This is a genomic window from Paenibacillus sp. NPDC057934 (genome assembly GCF_042887565.1).
Lineage (GTDB): Bacteria > Bacillota > Bacilli > Paenibacillales > Paenibacillaceae > Paenibacillus_AQ.
In genome coordinates, this window is the sequence record NZ_JBHVPB010000007.1 from 35,587 (window position 1) to 52,809 (window position 17,223).

Here is a 17,223-nt window from a genome sequence, read left to right on the forward strand (position 1 = left end):
GTATTGCCATAATAAAAATGCTTAGGAGGTTGTACCATGCATGTAATCCGGCGCCTGTTCTCATGGAGAATAGCCAATCCTGTATTATCAGGCCTCAGCCGATCGTTCCTCTGGATGCTGGTGGGCGCGTTTGTCCTTTCGCTTCTGCTCTGGGGTAGCGGACTGGAGGAAAAGGACCTCTCCTTGTACACCTACATTGTACATGCCGTAGCCGTCGCCTTTGGAGGGCTCACAGCAGGCCGCAGAGCCAGCAGCAAAGGCTGGTATAAAGGGAGCCTAACGGGGCTTTTCTACGGTATTATTGTGCTGATCATCGGCTTTCTAGCGCTCGACAGTGCGCCTTCAGGCTCGGACTTGCTCTGGACTTTGGCGGCAGCGGCAATCGGCGCGCTGGGTGGAATGTTTGGGGTTAATTTACAAAAAGAATAAATTTAAGGATTTTTAAAAAAATCGGAACTGCTCCCCTTAAAATATGTTAAACTGTGTTCACTGACTTTAAAAGGGATCAAGGAGGCTTCGATTGCTTTGCTTTACCAATCCATGGATCATATCGTCTTGTACACTGTTGTTCTCGTTATTGCACTTGTCTGGATCGGCTCGCGCCGCAACCCATTTACCGCATTAATTGAGATCGTAAGAGAACTATTAGGCTCTTATAAGTTTTTGTTGCTTTTTGTAGGTTTATTCGGGGTGCTGGCCCTCAATAAATACGAGCTGCAGATTGAAAAGAAGCTGAATATCACCTCGGATTTCACTCCATTTGTGTTCGGACTGGAGGGACATTTTGTCCAGAGCGTGCAACATTTGTTCTATAACCCCTGGCTGACACCTATAATCGTCTTCTTCTATATCTTAATGTTGCAGGCGGTGTTAGCGGCCTCACTGGGCGTCTATCTGCTCGACAATAACCGTATGATGCTCTATGCTACCTGCTACGCTATTATTTTGAACTATGCCATTGCCATTCCGTTCTATCTATTCTTCCCGGTGAATGAGGTGTGGTCATATGCTCCGGCAGGCGTTAGATTTATCATGCTGGATGTGTTCCCTAAATTTGAGCAGGAGTACAGACCGCTTTCAGGGCTTGATAACTGCTTCCCGAGTCTTCATACCTCCATCTCTGTTACGATGGCTTTGCTAGCTTACCGTTCAGGCAACCGCCGCTGGATGGCAATCACCACCGTATCTGCAGTTGTCATTGTATTCGGAATCTTCTATTTAGGCATTCATTGGCTAACCGATATGCTTGGCGGTACCGTGCTTGCGATATTATCCGCTACAGTAGGTGTTCAACTGGCTAAGCGAACACTGGGAACCCGTTCGCAGAGACTTACTTTCCGAAGCGGTGCCAACCCTATGCGTTGATACTCAAACAAGTTCATATGAGACAGTAAAAAGCGGCATTTCCTCTCTAACGAGAAGAAATGCCGCTTTTATATGAATCTTCCTACTCTTTCGTTTCCGCGTCTGACGCAACCGAATGGCTGATGGAGCCACGGTCAAATGTGAGCTTAGTCACATCATTAACCTTAAGAACCGCGATGTCGTCGGAGATTTCTACAATCGTTCCGTGAAGACCACCGATTGTAACCACTTTATCCCCTTTTTTCAACGCTTTCAGCATCGTATTACGAGTTTTGGTTTTCTTCTGCTGAGGACGGATCAGAAGGAAATAGAAGACTACGAACATCAGTACAAAAGGTCCTACCAGACCCAGAATGCTGCCTCCGGACTGGGCTGTACCTGCTAACTCAAACATAATTCTCCCCCCTTTCAAATGACTGGAAAACGCACAATTCCGTTTCTAGAAGCCTTTAAGATTATCATTTAAGCCGTATTGTGCAAAAAACTCATCGCGAAAATCAAGCAGCCGATCTTCTCTGATGGCTTCACGCACTTTACGCATCAGTTCCAACAGGAAGTGCAAGTTATGGTATGTCGTTAACCGCAATCCGAACGTTTCGTCTGCCTTAATCAAATGGCGCAAATAAGCGCGGGAATAATTCTGGCAGGTGTAACAGTTACACTCGGGATCCAGCGGCCCAAAATCACGGGCATACTGAGCGTTGCGTACAACGAGTCTTCCTTGGCTGGTCATCGTTGTTCCGTTGCGGGCAATACGGGTTGGCAGAACACAATCGAACATGTCCACACCCCGGATTGCACCTTCCAGCAGCGCATCCGGTGAACCCACGCCCATCAAATAGCGGGGTTTCCCTTGCGGCAGCAGCGGAACTGTGTAATCCAGCACTTCATACATTAGCTGCTTGGACTCTCCGACGCTGAGCCCCCCAATAGCATACCCCGGGAAATCCATGGAAGTCAAATCAGCGGCGCTCTGGCGACGCAGATCTTCATACATGCCTCCCTGCACGATGGCGAAGAGCCCTTGATCCTCAGGACGGGCATGGCTCTTGAGGCAACGTTCTGCCCAGCGGGTTGTCCGCTCGAGCGATTTTTTAACATAATCATATTCCGCCGGGAATGGCGGGCATTCATCGAATGCCATCATAATGTCCGAACCAAGCGCATTCTGAATTTCCATCGCCACCTCAGGGGAGAGGAACTTCTTGTCTCCATTCAGATGGGAACGGAATTGTACACCTTCCTCGGTGATTTTGCGCATGTCGCTTAACGAGAAGACTTGAAAACCCCCGCTGTCGGTTAGAATCGGACGATCCCAGTTCATGAACTTGTGCAGACCCCCAGCTTCACGAATAATATCGTGGCCTGGGCGCAGGAACAAATGGTAGGTATTGCTCAAAATAATATGAGCATCCATCTGCTTCAACTCTTCTGGACTCATTGTCTTTACTGTAGCTTGGGTGCCTACAGGCATAAATGTTGGTGTCTCAATGATACCGTGCGGCGTGTGGACTCTTCCGAGTCTTGCGCCGGATTGCTTGCACGTTTTGATATGCTCATACGTAATTGCTGCCATGATTAACCCATCCTCTTACTTAATAAATAAACATCGCGTCTCCAAAACTGAAAAACCGGTATTTCTCGGCAATCGCCTCTTCATAGGCGGCCAGAATATGTTCACGACCTGCCAATGCGCTGACCAACATCACCAGTGTTGATTTAGGGAGGTGAAAGTTCGTGATTAGTGCATTAACGACATTGAATGGATAACCTGGATAAATGAAAATATCTGTCCATCCGCTGCATGCCGCGAGCGGTCCACCCTGACACTGCCGCCCAACTGTCTCCAGTGTACGGCAAGAGGTCGTACCTACAGCAATAATTCGTCCCCCGCGCTCCCGGGCAGCATTAAGTGTATCTGCTGTCTCCTGCGACATGACGAAATACTCGGCATGCATGACATGTTCCTCGACCTTCTCTACAGACATCGGCCGGAACGTGCCCAGACCAACATGCAGCGTAATATAGGCAATGGATACCCCTTTGGCCGCAATTTGCTCCAACAAGCTAGTGGTAAAATGTAGTCCTGCTGTTGGCGCAGCCGCCGAGCCTTCATGCCGGGCATACACCGTCTGATACCGCTCGCGGTCATCCAGTGTCTCCTTGATATACGGTGGGAGCGGCATCATTCCTAGTCTGTCGAGAATCTCCTGAAAGATCCCTTTATAAATGAAGTGTAGTGTCCGCCCGCCCATGTCAGACTCGTCTTCCACTACCGCCCGCAGTTCATCACTGAATACGATAACTGCACCGCTCTTCAGCTTCTTGCCAGGCTTCACCAGTGCTTCCCAGCGATCCTCCCCTAGGTTCTTCAGAAGAAGCACTTCTGCCTTCGCCCCAGTGTCTTCCTTAACACCGAACAGACGGGCCGGGATGACTCTGGTGTCATTCAGGACCAGTGTATCTCCTGGCTGTAAATATTCGATCATATCGCTAAAATGCCGGTGATCTGTCTCACCTGTCTCCCTGTTGACCAGCAGCAGCCGCGAGGCACTACGGTCAAGCAGCGGAGTCTGGGCAATCAGCTCTTCAGGCAGATTAAAATCATAATCTTCTACATTCATTGTGCGTCTTCATTCCTTAACTATAGTAACGTTACGATAATAGTGTTGCAATATTTGCTTGTAATCATACCCGCTGTCAGCCATCCCCTTCACGCCCCACTGGGACATGCCCAGACCGTGGCCATAGCCTTGGCCGATGAACAGGAAGCCCGATCCGCCAGTAACTACTCTAGCTTTGGCATCGCTACCCATAACCACCGTACCGCTGGCGGAGGACGTTACTTTGCCATTTGCGGAAAGAACACCAACATTGCTTCCACTACCAACGGTAGAAACTGAGCCGTCAGCGCCTAGTACAGTATAACTGCCAGTTGGCACAATATCAAACAATGTACTAGGCAGCCCATTGAATGCCGAACGGAACAGATCCGGATATTTCACCTTCAGAATCTCCCCATTGGCCTTCACCTCAGTAGCTCTGCCCGAAGGGCCGCGCTGGGTAACCTGAAGGCTGATGATTGAAGAAGGAAGCGCATTGCTTGTCTTGCCTTGCAGGCTCTTCAACAAATCTACCGAAGAATAAGGACCCTTCACCCAAGAGTAGCTACCGGATTCATACACCTTGTCCAGCACCACAGCGCTATCTCCTGGGTTCAGCTTGCCCACTGGATTGGCATCACTTTGGATGACCGGCAAGGGACGAATGTTCACGTCCTTCGTGGTTGCTGTAGCCAAATCAAGTCCGGCTAATGTTTTGCTGCCCGTGAATTTGATATTGTCTTCCCGGGCATATCCAGCGGTTCCATTAGACAGCAGAACATAATACCACTGTTTGGAAGCTGTAGATGCAACATCTTCCTTGCTCGGCACACTGACAAACACGTCACTGGCGTTCCCCCACACCTCTGAAGGATCCGCCGTTACACCGCCGCTGTTGGAGGAGAACAAGGCTTCTACAATCTGCGCGCCGCTCTTCAACACTTCACCAGCGGTAGCATCCACAGCTTTGGTAATGGATGGTGCCTCAGCCCCAATTCCGTTGTATACCTGGCTCAGTGTGGTGTCCACCACATTCGCCACGTCAAATTTGTTGCCTTGAGCCAGAGCATAGCTGCGGGCTGCGACAGCCTGTGCCTTGAGGGCCTCTTCCGGCCAGCTTGAAGAGACTTCTCCGCCAACAACAGCATACAAATATTGCTCCAGTGACACTTCATTAATCACCGCAAGTGATCCGTTCAACCCACTAAGCTCCAGATTACCTCGGTACACACGTTTGGAGCGCTCAACAAGCTGGATGCCAGCATCATTGCCGGCAGCAAGGAATTTGGCTCCGTTACCGTATACAACATAGTGGGGAACTTGTCCCGCATTAGTAAGATCCAGCCCCGCATCACTACGCACGATCAATCCGGCTGTTGAGACTGCACCGGTGGACAGCGTAATCTGCGGCAGCGCCACATTCACCGCAGCAGCTAACGCCGCCAGATTCGTATCATTTACAGCTTCTCCAACCCAGACCTCGACCCGTGAGCTGCCGTCTTGAGCTGAAGACAATACCGGCCAGGCATCAAATCCCGCTGCTGCCAAACTAACAATCACTGCATCAGCCTCATCCTGTGTCGCAAAGGAACCTGCAGACAAATGCTTGGTGCCGGTCACTGCCGGTGTCTGCCCCGGCGGAATGGACAATCCAGCTTTGGTTACTCTGGATAATCCATCCTTCGCTGCATTTTCACTGGCATATACTCCTGTGTAAAGCTGGTACAGGCTGGACCCATTTCTCGTCACCACAAATAGCTGAGGCTTGTCTGAAGTAGCTTGCAGTTTCTTGGCGGCATCGGCTGCCGCCTGCCAAGACGGGGTTTCCAGCACTTTCACCCGAAAGCCATCCAGGCTGACACGAATACTACTCTTGGCCGGAACAGTCGCGAGCGGTGCCCCACCTCCTTGCGAGGTCACAAGATTAAAACTTTGGTCTGACTGTAGCGTTGCTGCCGCCACAGTAGATTTATATTTGCTGCCAATATCGGCATACAGTGCTACACGAATCGTTGCACCGGGCGCAGCCTCACTGCTCCCGGCAGGGATCAGGAAGCTTCCTGCAGCCAGCGCTGACACCAGCATTCCCCGGCCCAGCACCTTCAGCGCTGAGAATCCCCATCTTCCATACTTCATTCAGCATCCTCCTTCATACAGGGAATTAAAAACTCATGATTGCTCCGAAGGGAGCGGAATACCCAAATGATGATAGGCAGCCGGCGTGACAATCCTGCCGCGTGGCGTCCGTTGCAGAAAGCCAATCTGCAGCAGGTAAGGCTCATATACATCCTCTATGGTCTGGCTTTCTTCTCCAATAGTAGCAGCTATGGTATCCAGTCCTACAGGACCGCCGCGGAAACTCGTAATCATGGAGTGAATCATCTTATGGTCAATGCTGTCCAGCCCACGCGGGTCGACCTGAAGCATACGAAGGGCTTCAGCCGCAATGTCAGGTGTAATTATTCCGTCGCCGCGCACCTGGGCAAAATCACGGACGCGCTTAAGCAAACGGTTGGCAATCCGTGGTGTTCCGCGTGCCCGCAGCGCCACTTCTTCAGCGGCGTCGCCCTGAATCTCAATGCCCAGCAGATCCGCATTACGGGAGACGATGAAGCTGAGCTCATCGATGGAATAGAATTCGAGCCGGCTGACCACGCCGAAGCGGTCACGCAGCGGCGCAGACAGCAGTCCTGCCCGCGTCGTCGCGCCAATCAGCGTGAACGGAGGCAGGTCCAGGCGTACGGAACGCGCACTCGGCCCTTTGCCGATCATAATATCGAGCGCAAAGTCCTCCATAGCTGGATACATAACTTCCTCCACCGTGCGATGCAGGCGATGAATCTCATCAATGAATAGCACATCGCCCTCCTGCAGGTTGGTCAGCAACGCCGCCAGATCTCCCGGCCGCTCAATCGCTGGTCCCGAGGTCGTCCGCAAGTTCACACCGAGCTCGTTAGCGATAATGTTCGCCAGCGTCGTCTTACCAAGGCCCGGCGGGCCATAGAGCAGCACATGGTCCAGCGCCTCGTTTCTCATCTTGGCCGCCTCAATATAAATCTTCAGGTTCTCTTTGACCTGATTCTGTCCGATGTATTCAGCCAAATAGCGAGGGCGTAAGCTCAGTTCCACAGCCTGTTCTTCCATCATCAGATTAGCAGATATGATCCGGTCATCCATTCTCTCATCACTTCCAGTTCTTTATAAAGATGCCCGCAGGCAGGTTTTACTTCGCCACGTACAGCAGCTTCAGCGCCTTTTTCATCAATACATCGACACTTCCTATATCGGCTCCCTCTTTCTTCAGGGCTAACCACACACGGTCCAACTCGCTCTCGGTATAGCCAAGCGCCTTCAAGCCGTCTCTAGCTTCATCCCACGGCAGGGCATCGCTGCCTTCTTCCTGCGGAACTGCAAAGAGGCCTGTCTGCATAGAAGCCACGCTAAGTCCATCCAGCTTATCCTTCAGATCAAGGATCATTCGCTGGGCTGTCTTCTTCCCGATTCCCGGCAGCTTCGTCAGGAATGTAATATTCTCCTGGTAGATCGCCGAGATCAGCTGATCCGGGGTTCCGCCTGTCAGAATACCAAGCGCCACACGCGGGCCAATACCAGATACTTCAATAAGCTTGCGGAATAGCCTCTGCTCTTCACGGGTAGAGAAACCAAATAACAACGTGGCATCCTCACGGGTCACATAATGGATAAAGACCATTACAGGGCCCTCCGTCTTGGCAAAAGCATAGGGATTCGGACAGAACACACGGTATCCCACCCCCTGCACATCCAGCACTACGTATTCGGATTCAAGGTGTACAACCGGACCTCTTAAGAAATCTATCATTTTCGCAATACCTCATTTAATTTGGAATTAAGACTGTAAGAGTGAGCATGACATACGGCAACGGCTAACGCATCCGCCACGTCATCGGGCTTGGGAATGGCGGTCAGCTTTAGGAACATCTTCACCATCTCCTGCACCTGGCGCTTCTCCGCTTTGCCGTAGCCGACAATTGCTTGCTTAACCTGCATCGGCGTATATTCCGCTATAGGGAGCCCACGTTGAATCGCTGCCAGGACCATAACCCCGCGAGCCTGCGCGACTGGCAGTGCAGTGGTTACGTTACGAGCGAAAAACAGCTTCTCCAGTGCCACCGCATCTGGCTTGTATTTCTCCATAAGCTGAACAATACCCTCGTAGACATGCAGCAGCCGCTCTTCTTCCGGGGTATGGGCCTCCGTCTGGATACAGCCATATTGCACAGGCGTCACCTTATGGCCTTCCTTGTCCACAAAGCCGAAGCCGACAATCGCCAGCCCCGGGTCAATTCCTAATATGCGCACACTTCTCTCTCCTCTATGGTCAATAAGAAGCCGGGCTCCGTCCCTCGGCTCCAGCACTAAAGCGAACATATGTATTCCTTCTAACCATTATAGCAAAAATAGACTCCCCGGTGAGGAGAAAGTTTCCCTGCTCCCAGAAAAGGGGTCTTTTGGCCCTATACACAGGGGTGTATGTCGCGAAAAAAAAGTAAAATAAGGCTCAACAGTAAAATCAGCACTTGTCCGTGCAGAGGCTACACGTTCAGAGGGTTCTTCCGCTGTGCTCCTTCATATCGTCAAGGTCTGATTAATGAGAAAGAGTCACAAATAAACAGCAAAAAAGACCTGCGGGTATCACCCCAGGCCTCAATCCAGTACTTTCTATTATCAACTCCGCGAGAAAACAAGCTCCGGCTTATTCCTTATTTTGCATGACCTGCTCGGAATTATCCCGCGCGTAGTCACTGAACGTGGACAGCACACTATTGTACTCTTCAATGTCCTGCACCCGGATGCCTTCCTGCAACTGCCTCCAGATGTCCTCAGGCAAAGAGGATTTCATGGAACCCATATCCATTTGAAAAAAAGTCTTCAGAACCTCATCCTGCCCTGGAGGACCCTTGAACAGTGTCAAGTTCCCATGCTCGTCTACGCCAAAATAGGCTTCTTTCTTGACGGCTGGTGACAGGTCCGCGATTCTCTTTTCCAACCATAGATCTCCGGCAGCACTGATTCTGGCCTCCCAGGAAGGATGCTTGGCGATCAGTTCCTGAAGCTGGGCCGGGTTCATCTGACCGGGTAGATTCTGAATTTCCTCACCGGATACATAGCTAACCTTCAGATGAACCGTCCTGCTGAGTCCGCTCTGCTGTATCGTTTGGAGAACTTGCTCGCGCCGCGGACTATAGCCCCCCTCTTCATCGTCATCTCCTTCCCGAAAAACTGCCGTTACCGGCTCCTCTCCGGAATGTTCCCCGTTCTCAACCGTGCCGCGCAGACGCTCCAAAGAATCCTCCACAGAAGCGGATGGCTCCTCCAGCAGTTCACTTATTTCGCCAGGAAGCTGCATTCCACGCCACGCTAATATCGTTATAGCGACACAGGCCGCTCCTACCCACAATGCCTTTTTCCAACGTCTCCATCTACGCCAAAGCTGTTTTTTCAAACGAGAAGCATTCACGTTAATCCCTTCATTCTGGTTTTTTCCTATTGTGACCTGTAGAGGGAGCCTTTATGCATGACTGTGGATGACACACTGTGCAAATGCTTTGAATTACTAAATATTGTTTGCTATACTCTTACTGATTGATTGCAGGCTTAAATTTATTTACAAAGGGGAATTCCTTGATGATCATCCAACCAAAAACACGCGGTTTTATATGTACAACAGCCCATCCTGAAGGATGCGCCAAGCAAATAGAGAAGCAAATCAAATATGTACAGTCCCAGAAGAAAATCTCCGGCCCAGCCAACGTGCTGGTCATCGGCGCTTCGACCGGTTATGGCCTAGCCTCGCGGGTTGCCGCAGCTTTTGGTGCAGGTGCCAATACGATCGGAGTCTTCTTCGACAGACCGGCAGAAGGCTCACGTACAGCCTCCGCAGGCTGGTACAACTCAGCAGCCTTTGAAGAGCAAGCCAACGAGCTTGGTCTGAAGTCCTTCAGCATTGTCGGCGATGCCTTCTCCAATGAAATCAAGGAAAAAACCATTGAGCTGATCAAAAACGAATTCACGAACGTAGACCTTGTTATTTATAGTGTGGCTTCCCCGCGTCGCACGCATCCGGTTACTGGAGAGACCTTCTCCTCGGTAATTAAGCCAATCGGCACAGCATATAGCAACAAGACTATGAACTTCCATACCGGCGAAGTATCCGATACAACCATCGAACCAGCTACAGAGGAAGAGGTTCGTCAGACGATTGCTGTTATGGGTGGCGAGGACTGGAGCATGTGGATTGATGAGCTGTCGAAAGCCGGTGTCCTGGCCGACGGCGCCACCACCGTTGCATACTCCTACATTGGACCGGAAGTTACTCACGCTATTTACCGTGAAGGAACTATCGGTAAGGCCAAAAATGATCTGGAGCAAACAGCAGTCAAGCTGAATGAGCAACTCGGAACTAAAGGCGGTCGTGCCTTCGTATCCGTAAATAAAGCACTGGTCACTCAATCTAGCTCCGCTATTCCTGTTGTCCCGCTTTACATTTCGGCACTGTACAAAGTAATGAAGGAAAAAGGAATTCACGAGAACTGCATCGAGCAGATCTATCGCCTGTTCTCCGACCGCTTGTATGGTGAAGGCCCAGCAACTGCCGATGGTAGCACGCTGATCCGCATTGACGATTGGGAAATGCGTGAAGATGTGCAGAAGGAAGTTATGGACCGGTGGAACAAGCTGGAGACCGCCAATGTGTCAGAGCTTGCTGATCTGGAAGGCTACCGTGAGGATTTCTTTAACCTGTTCGGTTTCCAGACCGAAGGCGTGGATTATGACGCTGAGTCAGATCCTGCTGTAGAGCTTCCAAATTCATATTAATCCGCTAAAAAAATTAAGAGTCCAGCCTGGGTAATCAGGCTGGACTCTTTTTAATGAAGAAATCTAAAACAAGTACCGTTGTCGGCACTTGCTTTTTATAGAACGACCGTTATTTTCTCAGCCAACGTGGATAGCTTTTGATTCTGCAAATGCTGCTCCATCTTCTGCTCCCCCTCTACCATCACCTGCTGAATCAGGCATTCCGAAGAATGGTCGAGACTGCATTCGAACAAGGAAGCCGTGCCTTCAATCGCATGAATCACGTCAAGGAAAGAGATATCTTCCTTCTTGCGCTTGAGACGATAGCCTCCGTTCGCTCCGGAAGCGGATTCGATGAGACCGCCCTTAACGAGCTTTGTCAAGATTTTGGACAGATACGTAGGGGACACACCTTGTCTTTCTGCAAGCTGTTGAACGCCCACGGGTTTATCCGTACCAGCCGCCATCATAAACAGCATCGTATGCAGCGCGTAATTGGTAGCTTTTGAGTATTTCATGTAACACCTCAATTACAGACTTTGTTCATCTATAATAACGCCGAATCAGCAAGGGGTCAACATGAGGGGCAGTTTTGCTAAGTCAGGTCCTAATTTATTGAATTTTTTTGCCCCTAATCGACACAGAATATTTGATCATGCCCCCCTGAAAGAGATATAATAAAAGATAGTGATGCACATTCAATGTTGAAAGAGAGCGAAAACTATGGGACGTAAGTGGAATAATATTAAAGAGAAAAAAGCATCCAAGGATGCCAATACAAGTCGTATATATGCTAGATTTGGCCGCGAAATTTATGTAGTAGCCAAACAAGGCGAGCCGGACCCTGAATCCAATCAGGCCCTGAAATTCGTCCTTGAGCGTGCCAAGACCTATAATGTTCCCAAAGCCATAATTGACCGTGCGATTGAAAAAGCCAAAGGCGGCTCCGACGAGAACTATGACGAGCTTCGCTATGAAGGCTTTGGTCCGAACGGCTCCATGGTCATTGTCGATGCACTGACCAATAACGTGAACCGCACCGCTTCCGAAGTGCGAGCAGCGTTCAGCAAGAACGGTGGCAACCTTGGAGTAGCTGGTTCCGTTAACTATATGTTTGATGAAACAGCGGTCATTGGTCTGACGGGCAAAACCGCTGAGGAAGTCCTGGAGCTGCTGATGGAAGCCGACGTTGATGCCCGCGATATCCTGGAAGAAGAGGAAGCTGTAATCGTATATGCTGCTCCTGACCAATTCCACGCCGTGCAAACCGCACTGAAGGAAGCAGGCATTACGGAATTTACGGTTGCTGAGATCACGATGCTGGCCCAGAACTATATCGAGCTGCCGGCCGATGCCGAGGCTCAATTCAGCAAAATGATTGACGCGCTGGAAGACCTCGATGATGTTCAGCAAGTGTATCATAACGTGGATTCCGAGGAATAGAATCAAACTGTACATTACAACAGGCTAAGAAACCGCTGAACGGTGGTTCCTTAGCCTGTTTTTTATACACATGGTAGTGCGTACTACTTAATAGTCATCATCTATTTCTTTAAAGCATGCCCCTCCAACCCGAAGTAGGCATTGGCATTGTTGTAGCAAATATCCTCGACAATGCGGCCCAGGAACAGGATGTCATTCGGCACTTCGCCGTTCTCTACCCAGCCTCCCAGGATGTTGCACAGGATACGGCGGAAGTATTCATGACGTGTATACGAGAGGAAGGAGCGCGAGTCAGTAAGCATACCGACAAAGCAACTGAGCTGACCCAGATTGGACAAAGCCGTCAGCTGTTTGGTCATCCCGTCCTTCTGGTCGTTGTACCACCAGCCGGAGCCGAACTGGATTTTGCCTCGGATGCCGCTCTGCTGGAACGACCCGATCATCGCAGCCAGTACATCATTATGGACCGGGTTCAGGTTGTACAGAATAGTTTTCGGCAATTCATTACTCTGTTCCAATCCATCCAGCAATCTGTAGAGATTATCGGCATAGTTGTTGTCGCCTATTGTGTCGAACCCGGTGTCAGGTCCTAATTGCCGGAACATCCTGGTATTAGGATTACGGATCGCGCCAATGTGCAGCTGCATGGCCCAGTCGAACTCGGCATATTTCCGGCCCATAGCCAGAAACAGCGAAGTAGCATATTGGTCACACTCCAGATTACTCAGAGACTCACCTTGCAAACGTTTGGAGAAAATAGACTCCAGTTCCTCAGCCGAAGCCTCGGCATACGGCAAGTGGGTAAAGCCATGATCGGAGATCATACAGCCGAACCGGTTGAAATATGCTATACGCTCCAGTAAGGATTTTTCAATTAACGTATAGGACTGAATAGGATACCCCACTGCTTGTTCCAGCACCCCCACATATTCCAGGAAGCCGTGTGAACCGATTTGCAGTGCTTTATCCGGCCGGAAGGTAGGCGTGACGGCGGTTTTGAAATCCTTCTGCTCTGCAATTTGACGGTGATAGCGCAAATCATCTGCCGGGTCATCTGTGGTGCAGATCCATTTTACATTGGAACGGGTAATCAGCTCTTGAGTGGTGAAATCAGGTTGAGCGATGACCTCATTGCACTTCCTGTAGATTTCCTCCCAATTGTCCGCGGTCAACAAATCGTCCACACCAAAGTAGGTTTTTAGCTCCAGGGCCGACCAGTGAAACAACGGGTTTCCAATGGTAAAAGGCAGCACCTCGCTCCATTTGGCGAATTTCTCTTCAGAAGAAGCATCTCCGGTGATATATTTCTCCTCGACACCATACGTTCTTAAAGCACGCCATTTGTAGTGATCCCCACCCAGCCAGATGTCTGTAATACTGTCAAAACGTGCGTTCTCCGCAATCGCTTTGGGGTCCAGATGGCAGTGGTAATCGATGATGGGCAGATCCTTCGCATACTCATGGTACAGTCTCCGGGCCGTCTCCGATTGCAGCAGAAAATCCTCATGAATGAAAGATGTCATCGTCCGCTCTCCTTTCAGGAATGTAACGACTTCTTGACCGCTTCGGCCAAGCCGTTGATGTAGACGGCGCCAAGCGCCCGGTCATATAATCCGTACCCTGCTCTTCCCGTCTCTCCCCAGATCATGCGCCCATGATCCGACCGGAACGGCCCGTCAAAGCCATACTCGACGTAAGCCTTAACAATCTCATAGAAATCCAGCGATCCCCATTCGGACAGATGCCCGGACTCGTGGAAGGACTTCTCGCCCGTGATCTTGATATTCCGCAGATGAGCAAAATGCACCCGGTTCTTGACCCCGCCGAAATACTTAACCATATCGACAAAATCATTATTTGGATCACAGCCTAAGGAGCCAGAGCATAACGTCAGCCCGTGATACGGGGAATCGTACAGGTTCAGGAACCGTTCAAGATTAGCCTTGTTCGTGATGATGCGCGGCAGGCCGAAGATGGACCATGGCGGATCGTCCGGGTGAATGGCCATTTTAACCTGACTTTCTACGGCAACGGGTAGAATCCCTTCAATAAAATAGCCAAGATGCTCCCACAGCTTCTCTTCATTCATCTCTTCATACTGATCCAGAACCTTCCCAAGTCCGCCTTCTCCGTAAGAAGTATCCCAGCCCGGCAACGCTAGTTCACCCAGCTTCGGGTCCATTCTGCGGATGATTTCTTCCTCATAGATCAGAGTCGTGGAGCCATCCGGCAACTCGAAGGACAGATCCGAACGTGTCCAGTCAAACACCGGCATAAAGTTATAGCAGATCACAGGAATACCCGCCCGGCCCAAATTGCGGATAGTCTCCTTGTAATTCTCAATGTAACGGTCACGCGTAGGCAGTCCCAGTTTGATATCCTCATGTACGGGAACGCTTTCAATAACCGATATCGCCAGACCCACAGACTCGACTCTTTCCTTCAGAGCCGTAATTTTCTCCATCGGCCACACTTCACCCACAGGCACATCATAGATTGCGGTGACAATGCCTTTCATCCCCGGAATCTGAGCAATATACTCCAGCTTGACCGGGTCCTCTTCCCCATACCAGCGGAACGACATTTCCATTTCTTATTGGCCTCCTTATTCACGAACTTGAATACTTGTATACTAGCATACAAGATAAGGGGGAGCAATATGATAAATGCCCTCCAGCTAATAATAGTTCAAGATACAGAGATCCCTGAACCCACGTCAAAATAATCTGCAAAACGGCTATCCGCCCGGTACAATTCCTCCCATTGGTTCATCGGCGCGAGGATATGCTGTTCGACGGCATGTTCGATCACATCGGTCTGACCCTGCTCAATAAGCCCCACCATCTGGCGATGCTGCGCTACTGCCTCTTCGAAACTATGCTCCCTTTCCGAGAGCAGTCTGATGCGATTGTAGTGAGTACTCAGACGGGTGATGGATTTCCACACATTCTCGAGCTGATTGCCCCGATAGATGATCCCATGAAATTCCGTATCCAGGTGATGAAAATCAAGCTCCTTGCCCTTCTTGTCGATCAGCAGCTCCTGCAGCCCGACATTCTTCTTAAGCTCTAGCAATGCCTCTGCCGGGAACGACTGACAGGAGCGGAGCAGGACCTCTTTTTCCAGCGTAAAACGCATAAAAGCAGCCTCTTCAATCAGATGGCCCTTGATTTTGGACACATAGGTGCCAACCTGCGGAACCACATCTATCAGATGCTCCTCCTTCAGCTTCGCCAGCACTTCTCTGATCGGTGTACGGGAAATCTGCAGCGCATCGGCAAGATCAATCTCGCTGATGACCTGTCCCGGGGTCAGGGTGAGCGACATCATATTTTCACGGATAACTCTATAGGAATAATCTTTATTGTTCTCTCCAGCTACTCTTGGGGATATCTTCATCATCAGCACACAACACTCCTTCATCTACACCAACCTGTACGGATCAGTACCCTATAACCTCTTAAGCCGATCTGGCTAAAAGACTCAGTACATCATTATAGCAAATCTTCGCAGATTCTAGTCAACTGTTCTCATTGCGGGTTCATGCTTACATTCAAAAAAGCCCCGCAAGAGGATCTCCTGTGGGGCTTGCAGCAAATATTGAAATTCGTCTCCCTTAATCCTTCAGCGGGCTGACCGTGATGCGTTCAAGGCTAATTGCGCTATGTCCGCCCGAGAGCTTGATTGTATTGGCTTCTCCTGGCTGCAAGTGAACGGTGATATCAGTAACTCCTCCAAACTCCTGCGGCCCACCCGTAGACAGAGCATTCAGTAAGGAATAGTTCTTCTCGTTGACGGTCAGCTGCAATTTGGCCAGACGTTCACCGGTGGCATAATGAAGCTCGACGGATGATCTGCCGCCCTCGCCTCCATCCACATTTTCAAACAGCACGTAGGAGCCTTCATGCTCCAGATCAGTCACCACGCTCTGACCTGATTCCAGTTTGCGAATTTCAGCACCGCCGAACACCTTACTCTTCGCTGCCGGATACGACTTCTGCTGAGGATTGACCGCCGGAGCCGGACCAACAGATGATACGCCTTCCAGGGTCTGAACAACGGTCTTGATGGAACCATCTTCATTGAAATCCAGATAGTCGATACACACGCTGCGCAAATTGCCTTGCCCGGAAATTGCCTGATTATGATAGAACAGATACCATTGTCCTTTGAATTCCACCACCGAACCATGAGTTGTAGAGCAGCCGGTCGGCTCCAGGAAAATGCCCCTGTACGTCCACGGTCCAAGCGGGTTCTCGCTGGTCGCGTATCTCATACGATTGTGATCTTCGAGATTGTCCGCATAGGTCAGGTAGTAGAGGCCGTTTCTTTTAAAAACCCAAGCCGCTTCATGAAAATCCTCTAACCCTTCCATTTCCTTCATCCCGTCTTTCAGGGATATCATATCCTCATTAAGCTCTCCGCCCAAGCAGACACTGCCTCCCCCGTAATACATGTAGGCGCTATTGTCGTCGTCCACGAGCACACACGGGTCAATCAAGGCAAACCCGCCAAGACCTGGAACATAACCCTGATCGGTAAATTCGCTTGCCGGCTTGTCACTGGTGGCAACTCCGATCTTCCATGAATCGTTCCAGTTCGAATCGCTCGGGTGCGGATAGTAGAAGTAATAGGTTCCGTTCTTGTATGCGCAGTCGGGAGCCCACATAAACCCGCCCTCCGGTCGACCCCAGGACACATCGTCCGAGCTAAGGATTTCACCTTCATCCACCCAGTGGACCATATCCTCCGAGGAGAATACATGATATCTGTCCATGAGATCACAGCCTCTGGCCGGGTCCATATCATGGGATGCGTAAATATAGATTTTGCCATCATTCCATACATGGGCCGACGGATCTGCCGTATAGATGGAAGTAATCGCCGGGTTCAGGGATGTTGTCTTTTGCCGCCTAGTTTGTAAGCCTTGATTGCCAGTGGTCATAATAAGTCCTCCTGAAGATATGCTTTTTGC

At 50.3% G+C, this 17,223-nt stretch carries 17 protein-coding genes; 4 read left to right on the forward strand and 13 right to left on the reverse strand.

Translation table 11 applies throughout. The features are described from left to right. The first annotated feature begins 36 nt into the window (after window positions 1-36). Together ACFVRY_RS17115 and ACFVRY_RS17120 are read left to right on the forward strand one after the other, a co-directional pair. The gene (locus ACFVRY_RS17115; RefSeq protein WP_387501453.1) at window positions 37-429 is read left to right on the forward strand and encodes a TIGR04086 family membrane protein; all 393 of its coding nucleotides are present in this window, start codon (window positions 37-39) and stop codon (window positions 427-429) included. Between the two features lie 96 nt (window positions 430-525). Next, window positions 526-1,365, forward strand: coding sequence for a phosphatase PAP2 family protein (locus tag ACFVRY_RS17120; RefSeq protein WP_387501454.1), 840 nt, complete (start codon window positions 526-528; stop codon window positions 1,363-1,365). 82 nt (window positions 1,366-1,447) lie between these two features. Here ACFVRY_RS17120 and yajC read toward each other — a convergent pair whose 3' ends face one another. The 8 genes from yajC to ACFVRY_RS17160 all read right to left on the reverse strand — a co-directional run bounded on the left by yajC (window position 1,448) and on the right by ACFVRY_RS17160 (window position 9,453). Further along, window positions 1,448-1,759: a preprotein translocase subunit YajC gene (gene yajC, locus ACFVRY_RS17125; RefSeq protein ID WP_387501455.1), complete on the reverse strand. Its 312-nt coding sequence runs from the start codon at window positions 1,757-1,759 to the stop codon at window positions 1,448-1,450. A gap of 45 nt (window positions 1,760-1,804) precedes the next feature. Then, the gene (gene tgt / locus ACFVRY_RS17130) at window positions 1,805-2,944 is read right to left on the reverse strand and encodes a tRNA guanosine(34) transglycosylase Tgt (RefSeq protein ID WP_387501777.1); all 1,140 of its coding nucleotides are present in this window, start codon (window positions 2,942-2,944) and stop codon (window positions 1,805-1,807) included. Between the two features lie 16 nt (window positions 2,945-2,960). Further along, window positions 2,961-3,989, reverse strand: a complete 1,029-nt coding sequence (queA, locus tag ACFVRY_RS17135) for a tRNA preQ1(34) S-adenosylmethionine ribosyltransferase-isomerase QueA (RefSeq protein ID WP_387501456.1) — start codon at window positions 3,987-3,989, stop codon at window positions 2,961-2,963. Between the two features lie 9 nt (window positions 3,990-3,998). After that, window positions 3,999-6,104, reverse strand: a complete 2,106-nt coding sequence (locus ACFVRY_RS17140; RefSeq protein ID WP_387501457.1) for a SpoIID/LytB domain-containing protein — start codon at window positions 6,102-6,104, stop codon at window positions 3,999-4,001. 33 nt (window positions 6,105-6,137) lie between these two features. Next, entirely contained in the window at window positions 6,138-7,145 is a 1,008-nt protein-coding gene (ruvB, locus tag ACFVRY_RS17145) for a Holliday junction branch migration DNA helicase RuvB (RefSeq protein WP_387501458.1), read from the reverse strand. 46 nt (window positions 7,146-7,191) lie between these two features. Next, window positions 7,192-7,809, reverse strand: a complete 618-nt coding sequence (gene ruvA, locus ACFVRY_RS17150) for a Holliday junction branch migration protein RuvA (RefSeq protein ID WP_387501459.1) — start codon at window positions 7,807-7,809, stop codon at window positions 7,192-7,194. Continuing rightward, window positions 7,806-8,309: a crossover junction endodeoxyribonuclease RuvC gene (ruvC, locus tag ACFVRY_RS17155; RefSeq protein WP_066365612.1), complete on the reverse strand. Its 504-nt coding sequence runs from the start codon at window positions 8,307-8,309 to the stop codon at window positions 7,806-7,808. The genes ruvA and ruvC overlap by 4 nt, the downstream gene beginning before the upstream one ends. A 394-nt stretch (window positions 8,310-8,703) precedes the next feature. Continuing rightward, entirely contained in the window at window positions 8,704-9,453 is a 750-nt protein-coding gene (locus ACFVRY_RS17160; RefSeq protein ID WP_387501460.1) for a BofC C-terminal domain-containing protein, read from the reverse strand. Between the two features lie 182 nt (window positions 9,454-9,635). Between ACFVRY_RS17160 and fabV the strand changes: the two genes are divergently transcribed. Next, the gene (gene fabV, locus ACFVRY_RS17165) at window positions 9,636-10,826 is read left to right on the forward strand and encodes an enoyl-ACP reductase FabV (RefSeq protein WP_387501461.1); all 1,191 of its coding nucleotides are present in this window, start codon (window positions 9,636-9,638) and stop codon (window positions 10,824-10,826) included. Window positions 10,827-10,921: 95 nt separating this feature from the next. On the opposite strand, the gene ACFVRY_RS17170 is transcribed toward fabV, so the two are convergent. Further along, window positions 10,922-11,323, reverse strand: coding sequence for an RrF2 family transcriptional regulator (locus ACFVRY_RS17170; RefSeq protein ID WP_387501462.1), 402 nt, complete (start codon window positions 11,321-11,323; stop codon window positions 10,922-10,924). 205 nt (window positions 11,324-11,528) lie between these two features. On the opposite strand from ACFVRY_RS17170, the gene ACFVRY_RS17175 reads away from it, so the two are divergent. Next, entirely contained in the window at window positions 11,529-12,248 is a 720-nt protein-coding gene (locus ACFVRY_RS17175; RefSeq protein WP_387501463.1) for a YebC/PmpR family DNA-binding transcriptional regulator, read from the forward strand. Window positions 12,249-12,349: 101 nt separating this feature from the next. On the opposite strand, the gene uxaC is transcribed toward ACFVRY_RS17175, so the two are convergent. The 4 genes from uxaC to ACFVRY_RS17195 all read right to left on the reverse strand — a co-directional run bounded on the left by uxaC (window position 12,350) and on the right by ACFVRY_RS17195 (window position 17,193). Then, window positions 12,350-13,771, reverse strand: coding sequence for a glucuronate isomerase (uxaC, locus tag ACFVRY_RS17180; protein ID WP_387501464.1), 1,422 nt, complete (start codon window positions 13,769-13,771; stop codon window positions 12,350-12,352). 14 nt (window positions 13,772-13,785) lie between these two features. Next, window positions 13,786-14,838: a mannonate dehydratase gene (locus ACFVRY_RS17185; RefSeq protein ID WP_387501465.1), complete on the reverse strand. Its 1,053-nt coding sequence runs from the start codon at window positions 14,836-14,838 to the stop codon at window positions 13,786-13,788. A gap of 98 nt (window positions 14,839-14,936) precedes the next feature. Continuing rightward, window positions 14,937-15,650, reverse strand: a complete 714-nt coding sequence (locus ACFVRY_RS17190) for a GntR family transcriptional regulator (protein WP_387501466.1) — start codon at window positions 15,648-15,650, stop codon at window positions 14,937-14,939. A gap of 214 nt (window positions 15,651-15,864) precedes the next feature. Then, window positions 15,865-17,193: a family 43 glycosylhydrolase gene (locus ACFVRY_RS17195; RefSeq protein WP_387501467.1), complete on the reverse strand. Its 1,329-nt coding sequence runs from the start codon at window positions 17,191-17,193 to the stop codon at window positions 15,865-15,867. Between the last annotated feature and the right edge of the window lie 30 nt (window positions 17,194-17,223).

Excerpts from the sequence above, each read along its gene's own strand:
- ACFVRY_RS17115 (WP_387501453.1), top strand. The coding sequence starts at position 37 with ATGCATGTAATCCGGCGCCTGTTCTCATGGAGAATAGCCAATCCTGTA.
- yajC (WP_387501455.1), bottom strand. The coding sequence starts at position 1,759 with ATGTTTGAGTTAGCAGGTACAGCCCAGTCCGGAGGCAGCATTCTGGGT.
- queA (WP_387501456.1), bottom strand. The coding sequence starts at position 3,989 with ATGAATGTAGAAGATTATGATTTTAATCTGCCTGAAGAGCTGATTGCC.
- ACFVRY_RS17140 (WP_387501457.1), bottom strand. The coding sequence starts at position 6,104 with ATGAAGTATGGAAGATGGGGATTCTCAGCGCTGAAGGTGCTGGGCCGG.
- ruvB (WP_387501458.1), bottom strand. The coding sequence starts at position 7,145 with ATGGATGACCGGATCATATCTGCTAATCTGATGATGGAAGAACAGGCT.
- ruvA (WP_387501459.1), bottom strand. The coding sequence starts at position 7,809 with ATGATAGATTTCTTAAGAGGTCCGGTTGTACACCTTGAATCCGAATAC.
- fabV (WP_387501461.1), top strand. The coding sequence starts at position 9,636 with ATGATCATCCAACCAAAAACACGCGGTTTTATATGTACAACAGCCCAT.
- ACFVRY_RS17170 (WP_387501462.1), bottom strand. The coding sequence starts at position 11,323 with ATGAAATACTCAAAAGCTACCAATTACGCGCTGCATACGATGCTGTTT.
- ACFVRY_RS17175 (WP_387501463.1), top strand. The coding sequence starts at position 11,529 with ATGGGACGTAAGTGGAATAATATTAAAGAGAAAAAAGCATCCAAGGAT.
- uxaC (WP_387501464.1), bottom strand. The coding sequence starts at position 13,771 with ATGACATCTTTCATTCATGAGGATTTTCTGCTGCAATCGGAGACGGCC.
- ACFVRY_RS17185 (WP_387501465.1), bottom strand. The coding sequence starts at position 14,838 with ATGGAAATGTCGTTCCGCTGGTATGGGGAAGAGGACCCGGTCAAGCTG.
- ACFVRY_RS17190 (WP_387501466.1), bottom strand. The coding sequence starts at position 15,650 with ATGATGAAGATATCCCCAAGAGTAGCTGGAGAGAACAATAAAGATTAT.
- ACFVRY_RS17195 (WP_387501467.1), bottom strand. The coding sequence starts at position 17,193 with ATGACCACTGGCAATCAAGGCTTACAAACTAGGCGGCAAAAGACAACA.